The organism is Enhygromyxa salina, assembly GCF_000737335.2.
Lineage (GTDB): Bacteria > Myxococcota_A > Polyangia > Nannocystales > Nannocystaceae > Plesiocystis > Plesiocystis salina_C.
This window is the reverse complement of the sequence record NZ_JMCC02000039.1, coordinates 1-21,337: the sequence shown is the minus strand read 5'-3', so window position 1 is coordinate 21,337 and position 21,337 is coordinate 1. Positions and strand designations below refer to the sequence as shown.

15 protein-coding genes are annotated in these 21,337 nt (G+C 66.5%); 10 read left to right on the top strand and 5 right to left on the bottom strand.

Annotated elements, in window-relative coordinates; all coding sequences use genetic code 11:
- Nucleotides 1–157: 157 nt before the first annotated feature.
- A complete protein-coding gene (locus tag DB30_RS16055) occupies nt 158–685 on the top strand; it encodes an HPP family protein (protein WP_052549793.1) in 528 nt (175 codons plus the stop codon).
- A gap of 71 nt (nt 686–756) precedes the next feature.
- Here DB30_RS16055 and DB30_RS16050 read toward each other — a convergent pair whose 3' ends face one another.
- Nucleotides 757–1,866: a hypothetical protein gene (locus DB30_RS16050; protein WP_052549790.1), complete on the bottom strand. Its 1,110-nt coding sequence runs from the start codon at nt 1,864–1,866 to the stop codon at nt 757–759.
- Nucleotides 1,867–1,972: 106 nt separating this feature from the next.
- Nucleotides 1,973–4,528 (bottom strand): VIT and vWA domain-containing protein, encoded by a 2,556-nt coding sequence (locus DB30_RS16045; RefSeq protein ID WP_052549787.1) that lies wholly within the window; start codon nt 4,526–4,528, stop codon nt 1,973–1,975.
- A gap of 691 nt (nt 4,529–5,219) precedes the next feature.
- On the opposite strand from DB30_RS16045, the gene map reads away from it, so the two are divergent.
- Nucleotides 5,220–6,029 (top strand): type I methionyl aminopeptidase, encoded by an 810-nt coding sequence (map, locus tag DB30_RS16040; protein ID WP_052549784.1) that lies wholly within the window; start codon nt 5,220–5,222, stop codon nt 6,027–6,029.
- A 26-nt stretch (nt 6,030–6,055) separates the two neighbouring features.
- Nucleotides 6,056–8,614 carry a cytochrome C gene (locus tag DB30_RS16035; protein WP_205632994.1) on the top strand — a complete coding sequence of 853 codons (2,559 nt, stop codon included), beginning with the start codon at nt 6,056–6,058 and terminating at the stop codon, nt 8,612–8,614.
- Nucleotides 8,615–8,632: 18 nt separating this feature from the next.
- On the opposite strand, the gene DB30_RS16030 is transcribed toward DB30_RS16035, so the two are convergent.
- Nucleotides 8,633–8,824, bottom strand: coding sequence for an Rdx family protein (locus DB30_RS16030; protein WP_146659157.1), 192 nt, complete (start codon nt 8,822–8,824; stop codon nt 8,633–8,635).
- A gap of 194 nt (nt 8,825–9,018) precedes the next feature.
- Between DB30_RS16030 and DB30_RS16025 the strand changes: the two genes are divergently transcribed.
- The 3 genes from DB30_RS16025 (at nt 9,019) to polA (ending at nt 13,345) form a co-directional block, all read left to right on the top strand.
- Nucleotides 9,019–9,396 carry a hypothetical protein gene (locus DB30_RS16025; RefSeq protein WP_146659155.1) on the top strand — a complete coding sequence of 126 codons (378 nt, stop codon included), beginning with the start codon at nt 9,019–9,021 and terminating at the stop codon, nt 9,394–9,396.
- Nucleotides 9,393–10,481 (top strand): hypothetical protein, encoded by a 1,089-nt coding sequence (locus DB30_RS16020; RefSeq protein WP_052549779.1) that lies wholly within the window; start codon nt 9,393–9,395, stop codon nt 10,479–10,481. Before DB30_RS16025 ends, DB30_RS16020 begins: the two co-directional genes overlap by 4 nt.
- A 176-nt stretch (nt 10,482–10,657) precedes the next feature.
- Nucleotides 10,658–13,345 (top strand): DNA polymerase I, encoded by a 2,688-nt coding sequence (gene polA / locus DB30_RS16015; protein WP_052549777.1) that lies wholly within the window; start codon nt 10,658–10,660, stop codon nt 13,343–13,345.
- Between the two features lie 63 nt (nt 13,346–13,408).
- Here the strand turns inward: polA and DB30_RS16010 are convergent, their stop codons facing one another.
- The gene (locus DB30_RS16010; RefSeq protein WP_240480251.1) at nt 13,409–14,284 is read right to left on the bottom strand and encodes a penicillin-insensitive murein endopeptidase; all 876 of its coding nucleotides are present in this window, start codon (nt 14,282–14,284) and stop codon (nt 13,409–13,411) included.
- A 934-nt stretch (nt 14,285–15,218) separates the two neighbouring features.
- Between DB30_RS16010 and DB30_RS42305 the strand changes: the two genes are divergently transcribed.
- Nucleotides 15,219–16,514, top strand: a complete 1,296-nt coding sequence (locus tag DB30_RS42305; protein ID WP_165703794.1) for a LuxR C-terminal-related transcriptional regulator — start codon at nt 15,219–15,221, stop codon at nt 16,512–16,514.
- A gap of 27 nt (nt 16,515–16,541) precedes the next feature.
- Here DB30_RS42305 and DB30_RS16000 read toward each other — a convergent pair whose 3' ends face one another.
- On the bottom strand, nt 16,542–18,308 hold the full coding sequence (locus DB30_RS16000) for a DNRLRE domain-containing protein (protein WP_146659149.1): 1,767 nt from the start codon (nt 18,306–18,308) through the stop codon (nt 16,542–16,544).
- 352 nt (nt 18,309–18,660) lie between these two features.
- Here DB30_RS16000 and DB30_RS15995 point away from each other — a divergent pair, with 352 nt between their 5' ends.
- The 3 genes from DB30_RS15995 (at nt 18,661) to DB30_RS15985 (ending at nt 21,268) form a co-directional block, all read left to right on the top strand.
- Nucleotides 18,661–19,494, top strand: a complete 834-nt coding sequence (locus tag DB30_RS15995; protein ID WP_052549767.1) for a PAS domain-containing protein — start codon at nt 18,661–18,663, stop codon at nt 19,492–19,494.
- A gap of 233 nt (nt 19,495–19,727) precedes the next feature.
- Nucleotides 19,728–20,582: a hypothetical protein gene (locus tag DB30_RS15990; protein WP_052549766.1), complete on the top strand. Its 855-nt coding sequence runs from the start codon at nt 19,728–19,730 to the stop codon at nt 20,580–20,582.
- A 365-nt stretch (nt 20,583–20,947) separates the two neighbouring features.
- Nucleotides 20,948–21,268, top strand: coding sequence for a hypothetical protein (locus DB30_RS15985; RefSeq protein ID WP_052549764.1), 321 nt, complete (start codon nt 20,948–20,950; stop codon nt 21,266–21,268).
- Nucleotides 21,269–21,337 lie beyond the last annotated feature (69 nt).

Sequence of the window (21,337 nt, the reverse complement as noted above, 5' to 3'; positions counted from 1 at the left end):
ACGCCGTTCGCAATCGGTACACGCCGACGCGCCTGGGCGGTCGACGGCGGCCTCACCTTGCGGCGTTGACTCGCGGTCCGGGGGGCGCGATGGGTCTTCGATCTCCTCGACAGAGATGTCTGTCGCTGATCGAAGGCGTACGATACTCCCCGTACGGATGTCAGCGCCGCTCCCAACAACCTCCGACGCGGCACGCCCGCGCGGCCTGTTCGCCATGGCGGGGCTGAGCGGAGGCCTGGTCCTGCTGGTGGGGGTGATCGCCTGGGCGCTGGGCGCCCCATGTCTCGCGCCTCCTTTGGGGGTGACGGCATACCTTCTCGCCAAGGATCCCAAGGCGGCCGTCAACTCTCCGCGCAACATCGTGATCGGCCATGTCATCGGCGTCGCTGCTGGACTCGGCAGCGCCGGTGCGTTCGGCGTGCTCGGTGAACCAAGCGCCCTCACCGGCACCTTTGTCCTGGGCCACGCCCTCGGATCGGCGCTGGCGATCGTGCTGACCGTGAGTCTGACGGAGGGCCTGCGCTGTCCCCATCCGCCCGCCGCAGCCACGACCCTCGTCGCCAGCCTTGGCCTGCTCTCACTGCAGGGCGGCGTGCTGGCTTTCATGGCGGGAGTTGCCGTGCTCGCTGGCTGCTCGTTTGCGCTGCGCCGGAGCCGGCCAAGCGCCTCGCCACCGAAGAAGTAGCGGTAAGACAGCACTACAGAGGCCGTGAACGAATTCACGGCCTCTGTAATCCTGCGACGTCGTGACGCGGATCAGGGGCTCTCGATCGCGGTCCAAGTCATGCGCAGGTTCGCGCGATGCTGATTGGTCGCGTTGTTGCCTGGGTCGCCCTCGTCGGCGAGCTCTTTGAAGCAGATCTCGGCCGAGTCGCTGTCGAGATCTTCGACCCAGACGGTGGTCGCGTCGTGGCCCCCGGAGCTGAGATGATCCACGGTCAAGAACAGATCCGGCGTCTCGCTGAAGCCCGAGAAGGACACGGTCTCGCACAGCTTGATGTTGGTCCAGTCGTCGAGCGCGACCGCGGGGTCGTCGGACGCGCTGAAGCTGCCGGACTTGGCTGCGTAGCCGTCGATCAGGTTGGCGCCCTGGCGGTTGGCCCCGAGCTGGAACGCGTACCAGTCGATCGCGTAGGTGTAGGTCGCCCCGCCCGGATCGTCGACGGCGGTCGTGCGCGCGCAGGCCTTGAAACGATCGAGCTCGATCTCCTCGAGCCACACCGTGGCGCCAACATCACCAAGGCCCTGGGGATTGTAGAGCGAGGCGTGAACGACCGGGATGTGATCGACAAAGGCGGCGTCGTTGTTGTCGGTGTCCTCGTCGAAGGGGATCCAGGTGCAGTCGATGGTGTCGCCGCTCATCTGCAGGCCACTGGTCCGACCGCTGCGACGCGCGCTCGCGACCGCTGCGCCGTCGTAGACCATGTAGCTCACGCTCAGGCCGTCTTGGTGGAGGCCGCCGTTGCCAAACGAGTAGCTGAGCTCGCGTACGCAGACCTTGATCTTGGTGGTGCTGACCCACTGCACCCACGCGGTCGTGGCGTCGCGGTTGGCCTGGGTCGAGTCCCGGTGATCGATCGCAACCTGCGCTCGCAAGGGTCCGGCGGCCTCGGAGAACTCGCTCGACAGGTCCACCGTCTTGCAGTTGACCGGCGGGTTGTTGGGGTTGTCGAGATCGTCGAACACGATCACGCCGCGTCGGCTGGCGTCGCCAGCGGCACGAAGGACATCGTCGCCGTCGGCCACGAGATAGAGGACGTCATCGTAGCCCTCGGTCTCGCACCCAGGCGCGAAGCCCAGGACGAGACCCAGGAGGGTGCAGGACAGCAGGGGAGTGGTGAGCGAGGAGGTGTTGGGAGCGTGCATGCAGGACTGGTCGAGCTCGCGTCCAGAACGATCAACGAAACTTCACCGATTTGTGTACCCCCCCAGACTATGCCCAGCCGCCAGCGTGGGTGGGCAGACGCGCCGCTCACATGCGGACCCGCAGCTCGAGCGTGACAGAGACCTCCGCCCCCGGCAGCCCGCCCCACCTGGCCGCGACCAGCACGGCGGTCATGCACGCCTGGAGATCCGTAGCCAGGCTGCCGTCCAGCGTCACGAACCCGATCAGCTCACCACTCGCGTCGAAGTCGAGTCGAACCAGCGCCCGCGTCGTACCCGGCGCGCCACCGCGTTGCTCGTAGCAGGCCTCGAGCTTGAACGCGTTGGCCTCGAGGATCCGCTTGATCGCGCGCTCGTCGACGCCCCGGCCCACGCTCAGCCGTTTGATGCGCAGGGTCGCGTGGGGGTCCCAGTGGGCGCGACCGTCGATCGGGTTGGGCAGCGACGCATCCGTGGACGTCTGCACAAACTCCTGAACGATCGAGGCGCCGACGGTCCCGTAGGTGGGATTGCTGACGTTCGCCCCGTCGACGGTGTAGTGCGACTCGGCCCCGGTCGAGCCCGAGAGCGAGATGCCGGCGGCGTCTCGTGACGCGGACGGGGCCATCTCGACGACCGCGGTGAAGTCCCGGGAGTTCGAGCTCCCAACCGGGAGGCTCCGGGCGCCTGCCATCTCCGCGTCTACGTCCTCGGGCACCTCGACCGGCTGGATCACACGGGCGGGCCGGCCATCGCCAACGACCCGGCTGCGATCGACGGCGACGAAGCTGGTGTAGGCGGTGACAAGCCGGTAGTCGAGGCCGACGCGGGTGATCGCGTCGCGGGCTTGTTCGTGATCGAGGTCGCCATCCCATGTCGCTGCGCCCAGCTCTGCGAGCTTGGCCCGGGCCCAGAGCGTGGCCAGCACGCGATCGGCGTGGTCGCTGTTGGCGAGGGTGACGGGGATCTCGATCCGCCCGGACCCGCCGGGGCGCGTCGCGGTCAGCCGCGTGCCCGTGCGTCGCTCGCCCCGGTAGCGGCCAAGCATGACGACGCTGCGGCTAGCGAACAGGCTCACGTGCCGGGCCGGGAACACCTCTTCGACGGCCAATCCACCCCAGTCGGCGACGAGGTCATCGAGGATCAGGTGATCGACGAAGCGAAAGTAGCCGTCGACCGCGGCGGCCGGATGTTCGCGGTTGCCCACGTACAACGCGGCCCCATCGCCGGCCTTGGACAACCCGGCGATCAGCTCGCGATTGGGCGCCGAGCCGATCCCAACCCCAAACACCCGCGCCCGTCCGCCGGCCTTGCGGGCGCGCACGACCAGCTCCGCGGCGGCCGTGAAGATCTGCTGCTCGTTGCCGATGAAGCCGTCGGTCAAGAACATCACGTAGCGGTCGACGCCGGGGCTGAGCTTGGGTGCGAGCGCGGCCTCGACCGCGCCGGCCATCATGGTCCCACCGCCTGCCTCCATCGAGTCGATGAAGCGCTCGGCGAGCACGAGGTTGTGCTCGTTGGCGGGGCGCGGGCTGCCGAACAGCCGCTCGGTCCCGCTCTCGAACCCGATCACGTCGAAGGTGTCGACCGGTCGCAGCCGGCTCAGCGACTCACGCAGGGTCTGCTTGGCGAGCGCGAGCGGGAGCCCGCTCATGGAACCCGAGCGATCGACCACGAACAGCAGCTCGCGCCGGCCCACGACCCGATCGAGGTCGAGCGCGGGCGGTTGGACCACCAGCGCGAAGTGGCCGGCGCCGCGCGAGTCGGGCTGGCTGAGGAACATCGTCGCGGTGCTCGTGGGCGCGGCGGCGTCCCAGCGAAGCACGAAGTCGCGGTTGGGGATCGTCTGCGCGTCGCGGAGCCGAGCGTCGAAGCCCGAGGCGGTCGAGGACGCGACGATCGAGTGGGTCGGCGCGACGAAGCTCGAGATCGGAGCGCCGGTCTCGACCCGGATCTCGAGCGAGACGTCGTGGCCGGTCCGGTCACCGTCGCCAAGGATCGGTGGCGTGATCCGGGCGGCGTCGGACACGACATCACCAGGCGGGATGAACCGCGGTCCGACCACCATCGGGAACACGAATTCGTAGCTGCCCCCATCTTCGGTGAGGGTCTGCAGGTACGAGATCTCGACCTCGATGGTCTCGCCCGGCGCGACGTTGGTGACCGACTGCGTGAAGATGTTGGGCCGCTCCTGCTCGAGCAGCGCGGCGGTGTGGCCCGAGCGGCGGGCCTCCTCGTAGGTCTGGCGGGCGCGCTCGCGGGTCTGGACCTCGCTCTCGATCGTGCGCTCGCCAATGACCATCCGCATGTCGTCGACCGCGGAGTTCTCGGGCAGCGGGAACGTGTAGGTGACCTCGATCGGGTGCTTGCGGTCGTTGTGGAACCGCTGGTGGACGCGGACCTGGGCGACGAAGCCGATCACGTGGGCGTTGACCGTGGTGTGCTCGAGCGGCAGCGTCGACTCGTGTTCGCGGCCGTCGGCGACGACCAAGCGCGGCAGCTGGCCGGGATCGGTGTAGGCGAACATGCCATCGGAGGGCTCGCTCGCGCGTACGGGTGGCCCGAAGTCGGGCGCCGCGGCCGGTGTTGTCGTTGCGGTGTCGGGCTCTGGCGTCGCCAGCTCGCCGCCAGGGGTTCGGCAGCCGAACAGGAGAAACAAGGCCAAGAGCGAGAGCAGGACAGGCCTGGGAAAGCGGACCACGCTCAGCAATGCAGCGTCGGGCCGGGGCTTTCAGGTGCCACGGTCGTGTTGCCGTCACCGAGCCCGGTCGCTGCTGGAACTGAACTGGACTGGACTGGACTAGAAGATGATGTTCTCGAGCGCGACGGCATGACGCTCGACGCGTACTTCAACCCAATAGATGGCTCTTCCAAAGTCGATCTCGCACGGACCACTGGGGCTTCTTTGCCACTGGCCCGTGTTCGTCGAGTGGACTTCACAGATCGAACTGTTGAGCGCTCCATTGGACCGCGCAAAGCTCAGCAGTCGAGCGCTCACCGAGAACGCATTGCCGGGGCCGTCGGGGTCTTGGTAGTAGAGCGCGAGCGGACGTTGCAGCGGCCGCGCGGATCGAAGCTTGCTCGGTCAGCGGTAGGGGCGCAGGCCGACCTCCACCACTTCGAGCGGGATGGGGACGGCCCCACCGCGAGCCGCCCGACCCAGGCAGCGTGGCGCCACGCCGACTGCAGCCGCTGGCGCGCCTGCTCATCTCTCGCGGGGCCGGACGGCGCGGGCGTGATCATTTGCAGGGTTGGACGATCGAAAGCTTGCCAGAACGGTGTTTAGGCGGCAGAAAGCCCGGATCTGGCGCCGGGTCGCGGTTGACGGTGTGCGGGACGTCGGCTAGGTAGCGGGCATGGCCATCGTCATCCATGGCGCCAGCGAGATCGCGAAGATGCGCGTCGCTGGCGAGATCGCGGCGGGCACCCTGGCTTATGTCGCGAGCAAGCTCCGCGCGGGGGTGACCACCAAAGACATCGACAATTGGGTGCGCGAGGACACGGCGCGGCGCGGCGCCCTCCCGAGCCAGCTTGGCTACAAGGGTTTTCCGGCTGCGGTGTGCACCAGTCGCAACGAGATCATCTGCCACGGGATCCCCAATCCCGATCACGTGCTGGTCCCGGGCGACATCGTCAACGTCGACGTCACCTCGAACATTGACGGCTTCCACGGCGACACGTCGGCGACCTTCCAGATCGGCGAAGTCAGCGACGATGCACGCAAGGTGGCCGACGTGTGCTTCCGCTGCCTCAACGCAGGGATCTCCGTCGTGCGTCACGGCGCGCGGCTGGGTGATGTCGGGGCGGCGATCGTCGAGATCGCCAGCAAAGAGGGCTGCGGCGTCGTCGAGGAATTCGGCGGGCACGGGATCGGTCGCAAGATGCACATGGCCCCGCACGTGCCCCACAACGGCACGGCCGGACGCGGGGTCCGGCTGCGCGCGGGCATGACCTTCACGATCGAGCCGATGATCACGATCGGCCACCCGCGGGTGGTGCAGCTCGAGGACGGCTGGACCGTGGTCACGCACGACGGCTCGCCAACGGCCCAGTTCGAGCACACGATCCTGGTCACCAAGGACGGCTACGAAGTGCTCACGGCCCAGCCCACGCCGCTGCCCTTGGTCCGGCCGGCGGGCGAGCCAGCCGTGGCCGAGCTGGCCTGAGCTACCAACTGAGGTGCACCACCGCCGTGTCCAGCTCTTCCGCGCGTGGAGGTTGGATCGCGTTGGTGTTCGCTGTGCTCGCGGTGGTGGGCGCGTGCCGGCCCGACGCGCCCACGCCGGAGCTGGTCCGCGAGCAAGTCCAGCGCGACTACCCACCGCTCGAGCCCCCGCCCGCGCCAGACCTGGCCAAGCTGTGGTCGCGGACTGGCTGCACCGCGAACGGTTGCCACAACGGGATCGAGCCGATTCGCCAGCCCGACACGGGGATGATGCAGAAGATCCTCGCGCGGGGGCGCGAGTTTGGCGATCGGGACGGCTGCACGGTCTGTCACGGCGGTGACGCCAGCGCGACCTCGCCCGGGCTCGCGCACACGGGCACCAACCAAGAGCTGGCCGCGGCTGGCGGGCCTGATCAGTTCTTCGCGGACCCAGCCTCGCCGTGGGTCAACGAGCGCAGCTGCGGGCAGTGTCACGCCGAGCTGGTCGCCGCCCAGTGGAACAGCCTGATGATGACCGAGGCTGGCAAGATTCAGGGCACCACGTGGTCGTTTGGGATCCCCGGGGACTACGAGCATCGCTGGGCCAACTACGACGCGAAGAACCCCGAAGATCCGCACGCGCGGCTGGGCACCGATGCCTACCGCGTGTACATGCAGTCCAAGACCGAGGCGCACCCAAACGTGTTCGTGGACAGCCACGAGCAATTGCCCGCGGCCCCGGCTCCGGGGGTGGGCGACCAAGGTTGGGAACAGCTGCGCACGGATCCCTCGCGGGCTGCGTATACGTACATTCGCAGCGAGTGCCAGCGCTGCCACCTGGGCGTGAAGGGCCGGCAAAAACGCGGTGACTACCGCGGGATGGGCTGCGGCGCGTGCCACCTGCCGTACGGCAATGAGGGCTTGTACGAGGGCGGCGACGCGATGATCCCCCGCGACGAACCGGGCCGGCCGCTGGTCCACTCGATCCAGGCCACGCGCGACAGCTGGGTCCATGCAAATGGGCAGGCGTATACGGGCGTGCCGGTCGAGACCTGCACGACTTGCCACAATCGCGGCAAGCGGATTGGGGTGAGCTACCAGGGCTTGATGGAGTCGGCTTGGGCCTCGCCCTATACAGAAGGCGGCGGTGGGGCGATCGAGCAGCCGGGGCTGCATACCAAGCACTACATCGCGATGCAGCAGGACATCCACTATCAAAAGGGGATGCTCTGTCAGGACTGCCACACCAGCGGTGACGTGCACGGCGACGGGTTCTTGGCCGCGGCCAACCTCGGGCCGATCGAGATCGAGTGCACGGACTGCCACGGGACCCCTTCGGCGATGCCGTGGGAGCTGCCGCTTGGGTGGGGCGACGAGAACGCGCGGGCGGACCTGGGCACGCTCGGGGACCAAGAGCGCGGCGTTGCGACGCAGCTGCCCGAGCACCTGCGGGCCGGGGCGGCGGCGGAGCCCGAGGACGGCTGGATCCTGACCGCGCGCGGCAACCCCATGCCCGAGGTCGTGCGCCGCGGTGACTCCGTGCTGATCCATACGGCCGGCGGCAAGACCTTGGTGCTCGATCCGCTGGCGGCCAAGTCGAGGCGCGGCGGCCTGTCTGTGGAGGCGGAGGTCGCCATGGTCCACAGCGATCACCTCGAGACCATGGAGTGCTACGCGTGTCACGCCAGCTGGGCGCCGCAGTGCTATGGCTGCCACGTCGAGGTTGACTATCGTGACTCGGTTGCGAGCTATGACTGGGTCGCGGCCGGGAACCGCCACAAATTGACCGCGGCCGGGCGCGTGAAGCCCGACGAGCTGGGCTGGGATGATCTGAAGCTGCCCGGCAAGGTCACCGAGATGCGCTCGTACATGCGCTGGGAGGACCCGCCGCTGGGCATGAACGGGGAAGGGCGGGTGACGCCGCTGATCCCCGGCTGTCAGACCAGCGCGACCGTGATTGGGCCCGACGGGGAAGTGCTCGCGCTCAATCAGATCTTTCGCACGCCGCCCAACACCGAAGGCGGCGGCGAGCAGGGCCAGCTTGGCATCGACATGAGCCCGGTCCAGCCGCACACGATCGGGAAGTCGCGCAGCTGCGAGTCTTGCCATGGATCGGACAAGGCGCTGGGGTATGGGATCGGCGGCGGGCGGATGACCGCGCCATGGGACGACGACAAGGTCGTGGATCTGACGACCGCGGATGGGCGGGTGATCTCTCGCAACGCGAAGACCCAGATCGCCGGAATTGACGGGCTCGCGGACTGGTCGGCGATCGTCGATCGTGATGGCAATCAGCTGCAGACGGTCGGGCACCACTTCGCTGGATCGGGGCCGCTGCCCGATGACATGCGCGCGCGGATGGATCGCAACAATGTGTGCATTGGCTGCCATCAAGAGATCCCCGAGGCGAGCCTGGCGGTGTCGGTGCTCTCGCACGTGTCGACGGCGCTGGACTTGCAGCCAACAGAACACGACGCGCATGAAGACTTGATCGACAAGATCCTGCTCAGCGCGGCGTGGCTGCAAGTGTTGGGCGTGGGGCTGGGTGGCGTGTTGTTTCTTGGTGGCGTGTGGTTGGGCTGGCGGCGGCTGCGTCGGCGCGAGTGAGCCGCCGCAGGGCTGCGGCTACAGCAAATCGGTAATGAGCGCCGGCAGCTCCGCGTAGCGCGGGAACTGGCGGGTCGCCAACTTGCTGTAGATCAGGACCCCATCGAGCTCGACCTCGAAGGCGCCACGATCACCCTCGACCAGCTCGATGTCGAACTCCCCCGGAAACTTCCCCTCTAGCTCTGCCACCAGACCGGTGGCTTGCGGCAGGTAGTTTCAGCGCACGCAGTAGTTGATGCGGATCTTCTTCATCACGCACACTATAGCAGCGTGGTGAGGGGAGGAGGTAGCGCATGGCTCCCCGTTGCTGCCTACCCAGAGCCCGGACCCTCCCCACAGGCAACGGGTTCACGGTTTGCGACTGCGTTGCGCAAACAACACGGCGTCAAGTATGCTGTCGCCGAATGTCGGTCCCCTGGTCAGCACAGGAGCGCACGGAAGTGGAAGCAGGCGTGCGCCTCCACCCGGTCGAAAGCGGTCGCTGCGCCGCCCTGGCTCGAGTCGTGCTGGAGGTTGGCCAGCGTCGCGACAAAACCGCGTCTGGCAAACAGATCCGCCCGCGGGGGGCCGCGCGCTACGTCGTGCCAAACCATCCGAGCAAGCCGATTTGGGCTAGTCATACCTACGTGGAGGCACATCGACACGCGATCGATGCGATGACCGGCGCCGATGGCTGCGAGACCGAGCACTATCTATCCCGTCACTGGCAACACTCAGACTGGCTCGAGACCATCAACGTCGATGTCTCGACGGTCGATCCTGGGATACAGGAGGATCTGTGACGAACCTTCGCTCCACCGCGCTCACCTGGGTGGAAGATCGTATTCGTGCGATGCTCAGCGCGCCGCGTATGTGGGGGTCGCTCGAGGCCGTGGAGATGCAAGCGCTCCAGCTATTCGAGCTCCGCGCCCTCATGCTCAGGCCGGAGCTCATACACGATCCCCGCCGGGTCTTGGACACCTACCTCGCTTTTCTGCGTCAGCACTTTCCCGGGCAACCTTCGCTGCCGCTGTTTGGTCTGGTTGAGGGGCAAGAACAGAGCGAGTCGTCATTTGTCCAGACACTCGAACAATTCAATCAACTCATCAGCAAGAGTATCCGCGCCAAGAACCCTTTCGAACACAGCGAGCTAGCGATCAAGCTGACCTTCGAAGCCGGTCGCGAACCCGCCACATCCGCGTTCACTGGCTACTATGAAGAGTTCCGCAGGGCCGCGCGGGCGATGACGCGGACGGACAAGTCGACGGGTCGGGTCACCAAAGAGATCGAAGCGGCCACGGACTTCTCGTTGGTTGACGCCGTCGTGACCCAGCTCAACGGCGTCAACGCCAGCGTTCTGTTGCGCCTGGGCATGGCTCGAGGCCAGGCCAATTGGGAGGCCGAGCAGCGCGTTCGCGACGGCCTCTCGGACATCCTGGCGCTGTCCGAGTGGGCAGGCGAGGGCGCAGGGCTCGCAGAGGTCCCGGTGGACGACCCCGAGCAGCGCACAAAGGCCGCGCTGCAGGCTCGTCGTTTGCTCCCGCGGCGGGGAATTGAGTCGGTCGAGATCGGCGGCAAGCTCGTCGCGCGGTCCAAGCCGATCCAGCTGCGCGCTGCGTTCGAGGCCCGCTTCATGGAGATCGTAGGCGCGGAAACGGAGGCCGAGGACTTTGACGAGCGAGATCAAGTGCATACGATCGATCTCGATCGAAGCGTGATCCTGCTGGGCGAGCGCCGCCGGCTGCCGTGCTTCATGCGGCCGGAGCAGCTCGGCGACATCACCGAGGTTGGCGTACAGGCGCGCGTGCGAGGCTGGCAATATCGGCCGCTGATGACCAACGCGTTCGTGCTGGTCGATAGCGTGGAGCTCGAAGACAGGGTTGGGTAGGCGCGCGCGGGCCTGTTGGCCTTGCGTGTCGTGGCCTAGAGAGGCGAACCGCTAAATCCCACGCACCAGTGCACGCCTGAGGCCGTCCCTGCCGTTGTCGACTCGGCGCTCGCAGTATCCCGCGCCGGGTCCGGGAGCCGCTCGACCCGCCTCGCTCGCGGCGATACTCTGCGTCCGTGGCCACTCCCGAGCGCCTGATCCTGATCGACGCCAGCGCCCTGATCTACCGGGCCTACTACGCGATCCCCAGTAACTTCACGACCGCGGATGGGCTCCACACCAACGCGATCTACGGGTTCGCCACGATGTTCCGCAAGATCCTCTCGGGCCGCCAACCCGAGCGCGGCGCGGTCGTGTTCGATGCCCCGGGCCAGACCTTCCGCGAGAAAAAGTACCCCGAGTACAAGGCCCAGCGCCCGCGCATGGACCCCGAGCTGCGCGAGCAGCTCGAGTGGGTCGACAAGCTGGTCGAGGCCCACCACTTTCCGCGGCTGCGCGCCCCTGGCTTCGAGGCCGACGATGTGATCGGCACGCTCACGCGCCAGGCGACCGAGGCCGGCATGGAGGTCTACATCATCTCGGGCGACAAGGACTTCGCCCAGCTGATCTCGGACAGCGTGCGCATGGTCGACACGATCCGCGACATCACCTTTGATCCGGAGCTGGTCCGCAAGAAGTGGGGCGTGCTCCCGGATAAGTTCGTCGATCTGCTGGCGATGACCGGTGACAAGGTTGACAACATTCCGGGGATCCCGGGGATCGGCGCCAAGACGGCGGCCAAGCTGCTCGACAAATACGGGGATCTGACCGGGATCCTCGCCAACATCGACGAGATGAAGGGCAAGCAAAAGGAGCGGTTTGAAGATCACCGCGAGCAAGCGGTGCTCTCGCGCGAGCTCGCAACAATCGACACCAACGTTCCGCTCGAGCTCGGCCTCGATGATCTGAAGCTCGAGCCCGTCGAGCCCGCCGCGCTCAACGAGCTCTACAAGCGCCTCGAGTTCTACTCGCTGCTGTCCGAGAAAGAAGCGGCCAAGGACCAAGCCGCCAGCGCCAACGCCGACTTTAGCGCCGTCACCACGCTCGCCCAGCTCGACGCGCTGCTTGCCAGTTTTCCGCCCAAGGGCGAGGGCGCGGTCGCGGTCTACCCCATCTACGATCACCCCTCGCCGGTCCGCGGCGACCTGGCTGGCTTCGCGTTCTCGTTCGCCCCCGACAGCGCGCGCTTGGTCCCGATCGCCTGTGTCGAAGGCCTTGGCGACGCCGCGCTCGCCAAGCTCAAACCCTGGTTCGAAGCAGAGGACTGCTACAAGATCACGCACGCGTGCAAGTCGCTGTGGGTCGCGCTGCGGCGGGTCGGCATCACGCTGCGCGGGGTCGTGGGCGACACGATGCTCGAGTCGTTCTTGGTCGATCCCTTCAAGCTGATCCCCCACGAGCTCAGCCAGATCGCCAAAGAGTACCTGCAGCGGACAATCCCCCCAGCCAAGCGGGTGCTGGGTGCTGGCAAGAGCGTCAAGCTGTTCACCGAGCTCACGCCCGACGAGCTGTGTGAGTGGAGCTGCCAGCAGGTCGAGGTGATCGCGGCCGCGTTCCCCAGCATGCGCGAGCGGCTCGACGCCGAGGGCCACCGCGAGTACCTCGAGACCGTGGAGCTGCCGCTCTCGTGGGTGCTGGGCCAGATGGAGCTGAACGGGATCGCGGTCGACAGCGAGGATCTGGCCAGCATGGGCGCCGAATTTGGCGAGCGCCTCGCGACTCACGAAAAGCAGATCTACGAGCTGGCCGGCCGCGAGTTCAACATTGCGTCGCCCAAGCAGCTCGGCGAGGTGTTGTTCGACGAGATGAAGCTGCCGGTCATCAAGCGGACCAAGTCCGGGTATTCGACCAAGGCCGAGGTGCTCGAGCGGCTCGCCGCCAAGACCAACCTGCCGGGTCACGAGATCGCCGAGCACCTGCTCGAGCATCGCAAGCTCGCCAAGCTGATCAATACCTATACAGAGGTGCTACAGAACGCGGTCAACCCCGCGACCGGTCGGATTCACACGACCTTTCAGCAGACGGTGGGCGTCAGCGGGCGGCTGATCACCACCGAGCCGGATCTGCAGCGGACACCGGTCAAGACGCCCGAGGGCCGCCGGATTCGCCAGACCTTCGTGGCCGCGCCGGGCTGCAAGCTGATCTCGGCGGATTGGAGCCAGATCGAGCTGCGTCTGCTCGCGCACTTCACGGGGGACGAGCGCCTGGTCGATTCGTTCACGCGGGGGCTGGATGTCCATGCTCGCACGGCGGGGCAGCTGTTCGAGGTGCCGCCGGATCAGGTCACCCCCAAGCAGCGTGGGGTTGGCAAGCTTGTCAATTTTGCGACGATCTACGGCCAGGGCGCGACCGCGCTGGGGCAGATTCTTGGGGTCCCGCGCAAGCAGGCTGAGGCCTATATCAACGGGTACTTCGAGTACTACGCGGGCGTGCGAACGTGGCTCGACGCGACGATCGCCCAGGCCCACATTGATGGATTTGTGGAGACCGTGCTTGGTCGGCGTCGCTATATTCCCGAGCTGTCCAGTAATAATTGGCAGGATAAGCAGTATGGCGAGCGGATCTCTGCGAATACGCCGATTCAGGGCTCGGCCGCGGATATCTGCAAGCTGGCAATGTTGCGTATCGACAAGGAGCTGAAGGCCGCGAGGCTGGAGACCAAGATGCTGCTGCAGATCCACGACGAGTTGGTGTTCGAGGCGCCCGAGGCCGAGGTCGAGCAGGTGGTTGCGATCGCCCGCACCCAGATGGAGCAGGTCTATCCCCTGAAGGTGCCGCTGGTCGCAGACGTCGGCGTGGGCGCCAACTGGGCCCAAGCGCACTGACATTTACCCCCACGGAGGGGTCGTCTTTTGGGGTGGCCACGGAGGGTTTCGCCTTTTGGGGGCTCAGTCGCCGCAGGTGGGCTCGAAGGGGCCGCAGGCGTAGCGTACGTGAATGTGGCCTTCGTGGCCGGGGGAGTGGCGGACCAGGCCTCGATTGGCGTGGCGTCCTGCTGGGAATTGGAACAGCTCGCGCAATTGGGGCTCGCTGACTCCGTTGCGTCTGGCCCGGTGGACCAACTCGCGTTGGACGGCGTAGTCCAAGAAGATGACCTGTACGGCTCCCGAGCGTGCGAATGCCAGGATTAGCTTCCAGGTCGCGTCCCAGTCCAAGTGCTTGTGAGTCGCGGGCTGCGAGGCGGGGAAGCCAGCGCGGACCGGCAGGCGAATGTCGATGTCGCGGCCGGCCTGGTGCGAGACGTGGGGGCCGATCCGCCCGCCGCGGCGAAAGCTCATCGAGCCGAGCATCAGTGTGCCCAGGTAGCCGCTGGTCTGGCGAAATTCGTCTAGGGTCAGGACCAGGTGGCGAACCGCGAAGGTCGTGCCCCAGGTCGAGTTGGGATAGCGGCGCTCGTAGCCCTCGCCTGGAGGGACCTGCACGCCGGCGACCAGGCGTCCAGATTGCGGGGTGCCGAGACTGTGGGCGCCCGCGGGGATCAGGGCGGCGCGGCCGGCAGCGGGTCCTTCGTTGCGGGCGGCGTCGTGGATCATCGGCTCGATCCACACGCTCACGCGCTCGCCAGGCTCGAGCGTCCAGCCGATCTGGTCCTTGTTCCAGGCCTGCAGGTGACGGTCGAACACGCCGTAGCGACGGCCAAGCAGGTCCCAGGTGTCGCCCTCGCGTGCGATGTGGATCAGGCGCTCGCGCGGTGGTGGGAGGCGTCTGGCTCGGACGCGGAGCGGCTCTGGCCGGCTCGGGTGCAGGCGACCTCTGGGCGACATGCCGTTCCAGCGGCGAAGGTCTCGGGCCGACACGCCGTACCGGAGCGCGACAGCCTCGATCGTGTCGCGGGGCAGGCTGTGATGCTCAATCCAGCGCGGCAGTGGCCCGGGGTCCCACGTGGGATCGCGGCGCTCGTCGACGTCGAACCAGGTCGCGCTTGCGGCAGTTTGTCTGCGGTCACGAGTTGGTGTCGGAACGCCGTCAGCAGCCGTGCCAGGGGGCTGGCTTACGCCCGGATCACCCACGCGCCGACCCTCGGCGGCCGCCGAAGCGGCCAGCGTCACCCCGACGAGCAGCAACCACCACCACGAACGCACATGCTGAGCCTAGCCAGCTCTGGTCCCACGTCCACCGTGGTAACCAGTGCATCCATGTCCGGCTCTAGAGCGCCAATCAGTTTGAATTCACGACGCCAGGCACATCTGGGGCCGCTCCTGCCGTTGTCGGTCGGCGCTCGCAGTATGCCGGATACAGCTTCGGCCTCCCTCCTAGGCAGGAACGGCCCCAGACGCACCTGACGACGCGACTCCAAACTGATCGGCGCTCTAGAGTTGTCCCGCTGCAGCTCAGGTGTGACGAGTCGCCCGGCGAGGCCCAACCCGGCGGTCCCGTTCTGGAGTGCGGGTAGCTTGCGATGTGACGAACTGGTCGCTATCTTCGCGCCCGATGGACTTTGTTCGACGCCTACAGATTCGTACCCAGGAACTAGAACAAGCTCAGACCCTCACCAAGCACGCATATGGTGGTGACGTACTCTTCGAACCCCTGTCGCCGAATCGCAGGTTCGATTGGGATGCCAAATTACTGGATCTGGGCCCCATCCAGATCACGTCCAGCAAGATCGACAGCAGCGTGCGACTTCGTGGACGTGCCACCAACACAACGATCACGTTGAGCCAGACCGGGAGCCCCCGGGTCACCAACGGTGACGATATGGCCATCGTCGTACGCGACCGCTCAGCCGCGATCTTCTCCCCCAATCATTGGTCAGATTGGATGTGCGATGATGGATGCACCAACACCGATGTCGTCATCGCACGCGGCTATCTTCAGCACCAACTCGAGCTGATCACGGGCATACGAGTCGACCGACCGATCGAATTCGAGTTTGCCATGTCAACCGAAGAAGGTCTAGGGGTGGGCTTCGAGCGGCTCTGCCAGTTCCTCGCCGAGCGCTCCGAGAGCGTCGTGTCGCTCGAGCACCCAATGGTCGCCGCGAGCATGTGTGAAACCCTCGCGCGGATGCTTCTGCTCGGGCAACCCCACGACCATGGATACCTGCTCGAGCAGCGCCACGCGAACATCGGAGCGCAAGAGCAGCGATTGTTGGAAGAGTATATTGTCGCCAACGCTGACCGGCGGATCGGACTGGCCGAGCTCGCGCGCCTGACCGGCGCGACCGGTCAGGTGATCGACGCGTCGTTTCGTGACCGGCGAGGGCTCCCGCTGCAGGCCTTCATCGAGCGTACGCGGCTCGAGCACGTCCACGAGCTGCTCGAGACCACGCCCGAGCTCACCCCAGCGCGTGCGCTTCGTCGGGCGAATGTCATCTTTTCCGAACACTTCAACGCCGAGTATTTACGCGTGTTTGGTGAGCTCCCCGAGGCGACCTGGATCCGGGCCCAGACCGAGAAGGTGTCGGCGACCACCAGGCCCGCGACCGTGTTTCTGATCGTGGGTAATGTGCAGCTCGCTCAGTCCCTACAATTGGCTGTCTGCGACGGCGGGTATCTGCTCGAGACCTTCGACTCGGTCGATGCCTTCATCAACGCGAAGCGCTCGGGCCGGCTCGGCTGCGTCATCATCGAGCTCGCGCTGGCCGGGCATCGCCGGCTCGCCGAGGCGTGCCCGCGGCTCCCCTGGATCGGGCTGAGCGCTGAAGACACCGCACGAGTCGCGGTCGAGAGCATGAAGGAGGGCGCGCTCGATGTCCTGTTCACCCCGGTCGAGCCGACTGCGCTGTGGCAGGGGATCGAGCTCGCGTTTGCACACGGCGCAGAGCAGCGGCGCCTTCACGTGACCCAAGCGCAGCAGGCTGCCAGGTTGGCCTCGCTCACGCCCCGCGAGCGGGAGGTCTGCGAACGGGTCGCGCGCGGCGCTCTGAACAAGCAGATTGCAGACGAGCTGCGGATCAGCAGGGCCACGGTCAAAGTTCACCGCGCGCGCGGGCTCCAAAAACTTGGCGCGAGCTCGGCAGCCGAGCTCGCGCGCATGTTGATGGCGGACTAGTTGTTTTTGCCGGCTACCGGTCCAAGACTACTTTCCGTTGTCGAAGCAAACGACGTTGGCGCCGTTGGTCCAGGCCAGGAGATCCGCCTTGCAGGCCGTGAACTCGGCTTCGTTGATGACGAGCTTGTCCTCAGCGACGTGAGGGAAGACCTCGAAACCGCAGGCGAAACCATCATAGTCGCTGGCGTAGAGCCCCCCAGTGCCGTAGCCGCCGTTCTCGTCGGGGATGTTGACCTCCAGCGTCGCCTCACCCATCGATTCATAGGTGGCGCAGTAATTCGGAGTGACCGACCAGGCGTCGATCCAGTACTGCATGTCGGCGCACGGACACGTGGCGGGCACCACTTCGGGCTGGTCGCACTCGGTGCCGGTCCAGCCTGGATCGCACACGCACTCGTACGCGTCCAGCCCGTCGACACAGATCCCGTATGCGCACGGGTAGTTCTCGCAATTGTCGACGTCGATCTCGCAGTTGTCCCCGGTCCAGCCTGGAGCGCACAGGCACTCGTAGTCGTTGACCTGGTCCTGACACACGCCACCGTTGAGGCAGGGGTCGCCAGCGCACTCATCGATGTCGACGTCGCAGAACTCACCCGCGAACCCGGGGATACACGCGCACTCGTAGCCGTTGACCTGATCGATACAATCGCCGTTGACGCAGGAGTTGGTGATGCACTCGTCGATGTCGATCTCGCAGTTGTCCCCCTCAAAGCCGGGATCACACGCGCAGGTGTAGTCGTTGCTGCCGTCGGTGCATGCGCCACCGTTTTGGCAGGGGTCACCGGCGCACTCGTCGATGTCGATCTCGCAGTTGGTCCCGGCGAAGCCAGCGTCACAGGTGCAGCTGTACGCGTTGACCAGATCGGTGCAGATGCCACCGTTGACACACGGCGCGGCGTCACACTCGTTGATGTCAACGTCGCAGTTGTCGCCGCCCCAGCCGGGATTGCAGAGACACAAATAGTTGCCGACCTGATCTTGGCAGACCCCATTCGCGCACGGATCAGCCGCGCACTCGTCGATCTCGTTCTCGCAGTTGACCCCGTCGAATCCGGCCGGGCACGCGCAGGTGTAGTCGTCCTCGCCGTTCGCACAGACGCCGCTGTTCTGGCAGGGGTCGGGATCGCAGTAGTCCTCGGGCGGGAGCGTGTAGCAGACCTCCAGCGCGGGGCGCAGGTTGGCGCCAGCGCCCTGGTTGCTGCTGAAGATGTTCTTCTTGTTGCCCTCGGTCTCGAGCAGCACGCCGTAGTTCGGCTGCGCGCCGGTCACCCACGCGCTCACCAGCGCGGTGATGTTGGCCGAGCGCTGCGCGTTGGAGCTTCCGGGCGCGATGATCCCGGCGATGCCGGCCGCGAACTGCTGGTTGAAGCTTTGATACGTGACGGTGTCCTCGGCCCAGTCCGCGGTCGCCCGGTGAATGTTGATCGGGTTGTCTCCGACCGCCCCATTTGCGTAGAGCTTCAGCGTCGCGCTGTCGATCGACGCCTCGGCCGGGATGTCATCGAGGCTGAAGCGAATCAGGGACTCGTCCTTGCCGCCCACCCGCAGGAGGGGGTGCGCACCATAGTTGTTGTGCTTGGGTGGGTTCGAGATCATCGCGTCGTCGACATCGTCGCCGCTGATCGTGATGCACTCCGAGACCGGGGCGCTGCGCAGCTGCGTCGCCCCGGCCTCGGGGGCGGCGTCGTTGGCCTGCACGCCGCAGCCGGACATGGCGAGGGCCGTGAGCGGCAACGTCAGGCCGAGCAAGAGGGCGCGAGTCGATGAAGGGGGGATCTGGTGGCTGGTCGTCATGGTGAGGTTCCGTGCGGCCGACAGGACGTTGGGTGTCACCGAGCGTGCGCAGCGGTGGCGTTGGGTGTCAGCGCGGGTCGTCTACTAGCAGCCCCGATTCAGAAATACAGTTAGACCTTTGGCTAACTTGACGTGGTCATGACCATGTGATGCTGCCGAGAGCAGATCTATGTGTTGACCTGTCCCGGCGAGCGGTTGCGCGGCGCCTCAGTGTCGCGTTCGAGGTTGACCGCTGGCGTTGTCACGCTGACGCGACTGACCCTGGGTGCACGATGTCGCCGTTCCTATCGTGTGGGGGAGTGGGCGTTGGACCGTGTAGGGTGGAGGGCCGAGTCCGCAAGCGAGTTCGCGCATGTCATCGATGCAACCACCACCTCCGTCCGAGTTCCTGCAACTCGTGCTCGACAACATGGACGATCCGATCTTCGTCAAGGATCGCCAGCACCGATGGACAGCCTTCAATGACGCGTTCTGCACGCTCCTCGGGCGTGAGCGCGCGGAGATCATTGGCAAGGGCGACCCCGACTTCTTCCCGCCAGATCAAGTCGAGGTGTTCTGGGCCCACGACGATCAGCTGTTCGCTTCGGGGGAGTCCAATGAGAGCGAGGAGACCCTGACCGACGAGCACGGCGTGGTCCACACGCTCTGGACCCGCAAGTATCCCGTGCGCGATCAGACAGGCGAGATCGTGGGGCTCGTGGGCATCATCTCGGACATCACCTCGTTGCGAGAGCGCCTGGACCGGATTCACATGCTCGAGCAGACCGCGGCCCAGCGCCAGATTCATATCGACGCGCAGCAGCAGCTCATCGACACGATGGAGGTGCCCGTCATCGCGGTCTGGGAGGGCATCTTGCTGGTGCCGCTCGTTGGTGAGTTGAGCCCGCGTCGGGCCAACCTCGTGCTCGAGCGCCTGCTCGACGCGATCACCAGCGCGGCGGCGCGGGTCGTGTTCCTGGACGTGTCGGGGGTCCCACGCGTGGACGAGACGAGCGCGTCGGTGCTCGTGCGGGCGGTGACGGCAGCGCGGCTGCTCGGGGTGCAGACGGAGATCGTCGGCGTGGGGCCCATGATCGCCCATACGCTGGTCCAGCACGGCATCGACCTTGGCGGCGTCAACACCCACGGGACCTTGCGCGATGGCCTGCGCGTGGCGTTGGCCCGGCTCGGGGTCATGGCGCGCTGATGTGGCCCGGTTGGCCCGGCATCGGGCCGGCCCGGTTCCGGGCCAGTGGCCCGACGGCGGGCCACTTCGATGTCGGTGCTCGCGGCAAGTATTGGAGATCGTGACGGTTTGGGTCTGGATCCGCCCATGCAATCGGGTGGGACATGCACCCAATCACACAACCCAGCTCTCGTGACACTCCCGCTCGGACCTCGCGTTCGCGCCTGGCCGCGCGGCCGCTGCCAACTTTCTTCGTGCGTGTCCCTGCCCAGATCGAGGTGCCCCCGCGCGAGCGAGTCGAGCTGTCGGTTCGCCGCTGGATCATGCGCGAGCTCAGCGGTTGGCTGCAGTTGGTCGTGGCTGAGCTGCTCGAGGACGGCAGCGTCGAGTGGACGCAGGACGCCGTGTTCGAGCCGCGAACCGAGCCGCGGCCTGGACGGGAGCGTGTGATCGCGGTCCGCTGTCCAGATCGCAAAGGTCCGCGGCGGCCGGGCCTGTGGGCCGCGCTGTCGGTCGCCCACGCGCTCGCGGAGCTGTTGGGGGGCGTGGTCGTGGACCCTCGTCGCAGCGCGGCCACGTTCGGGGTGTGTGCGCGCGTGCGGGCGCCCGCCGATGGTCGCGTCCACGCCGTCAACCATCTGTGCATCCCCAGCTCGCGCACCCAGCGGGACCAGCGATGGTTGAGCACGGTCGGCATGGCGCACTTTGGGCTGCCGGATCTCGAGCTGGTCGCGGTCCCCAACGCGCAGGCCCAGCTCGGGGCCCGGCTGTTGCTTGGTGTGGCCCAACATGTGATCGACGCCTCGTGGTCTCCGCCTCGCGCTGGCGCTCATCCGCGCGAGGCCTTGGTGACCGTGGACGAGCTGCACTGGGCCCTGGGTGGCGAGCCGGGCACGGTGCCGATCACCACGGGTCGCGGGTGGACGCGCGTGGCCGTGGAGCTCGACACGAGTCGAGCGTGGCCAGGGACGCTGCGGCTTGGACCGCCGCTTGGGTCGCGACACTGGCGGGACACGGGGGCTTGGATCCGCGGCGCGTGGACGGATCTGTTTGGGGCGCCGGCCGGTGCTTGCTGGGCCGGTGCTTGCTGGGCCGGTGCGGCGGGGTGATCTGGTGCGTAGCTTGGCCGGGCGCTGGGTCCGCCTTCCCCGCTCATCACTGATCAAACAGCTCGTTGTCGCGCCCGCGGTTTGTAAACGCGGGCACGTTCAGACCCGTGGAGATCGCAGCTGCCGATAACGTGCCAGACCTCGCAGAACCCGATCTCCCGGCCCTTGGTGCCCATTTCGGCTCGAAGCGGCGCAGGCCCTCGGGGCCGGGGCCAGACCTGAAGTGATCATTCTCCGCAGAATTCGCTTGCAAGCGGGTCGTTTGCTGGGGACCCTCGCCGTCCCAAGGAGAGCGCACGAGTTCGACGGATCGCCAGATCCCGGAACGTGACCTCCTACCCGATCCAACCCGACAGGTTCCCACCATGAAGACGTTCCACAAGTTCCTGGCGCTCGCCGCCCTCACTCCCTTCCTTGCCGCCTGCACCCCGTCCAACGAGGACGTGTGCAACCACGTCATGGACATCATGAAAAAAGAGATGGGCGACGCCGAAGGCGCCAAGGCCCCCACGGACGAAGAGGTGAAGAAGTACACCGAGAAGTGCGTGGCCGATCTCGACAAGGAAAAAGAGAAGAAGGGCGCCGACGCGTACAACAAGCAGATCAAGTGCGTCATGGCTGCGTCCGACATGGAAGGCATGATGAAGTGCGAGGAGAAGGAAGAAGAGGAGAAGAAGGCCGAATAGGGCCTGCTTCTTAGCCCCAGTCGGCCCGACTCGACACGTGCTCGGCTGCGCCTGCGCGCGCGTCGACAC

What these genes read in the sequence shown, in the direction of transcription:
- DB30_RS16025 (WP_146659155.1), top strand. Translation starts at nt 9,019, where the DNA reads ATGTCGGTCCCCTGGTCAGCACAGGAGCGCACGGAAGTGGAAGCAGGC.
- map (WP_052549784.1), top strand. Translation starts at nt 5,220, where the DNA reads ATGGCCATCGTCATCCATGGCGCCAGCGAGATCGCGAAGATGCGCGTC.
- DB30_RS15985 (WP_052549764.1), top strand. Translation starts at nt 20,948, where the DNA reads ATGAAGACGTTCCACAAGTTCCTGGCGCTCGCCGCCCTCACTCCCTTC.
- DB30_RS15995 (WP_052549767.1), top strand. Translation starts at nt 18,661, where the DNA reads ATGTCATCGATGCAACCACCACCTCCGTCCGAGTTCCTGCAACTCGTG.
- DB30_RS16055 (WP_052549793.1), top strand. Translation starts at nt 158, where the DNA reads ATGTCAGCGCCGCTCCCAACAACCTCCGACGCGGCACGCCCGCGCGGC.
- DB30_RS42305 (WP_165703794.1), top strand. Translation starts at nt 15,219, where the DNA reads ATGGCCATCGTCGTACGCGACCGCTCAGCCGCGATCTTCTCCCCCAAT.
- DB30_RS16050 (WP_052549790.1), bottom strand. Translation starts at nt 1,866, where the DNA reads ATGCACGCTCCCAACACCTCCTCGCTCACCACTCCCCTGCTGTCCTGC.
- DB30_RS16010 (WP_240480251.1), bottom strand. Translation starts at nt 14,284, where the DNA reads ATGTCGCCCAGAGGTCGCCTGCACCCGAGCCGGCCAGAGCCGCTCCGC.
- DB30_RS16000 (WP_146659149.1), bottom strand. Translation starts at nt 18,308, where the DNA reads ATGACGACCAGCCACCAGATCCCCCCTTCATCGACTCGCGCCCTCTTG.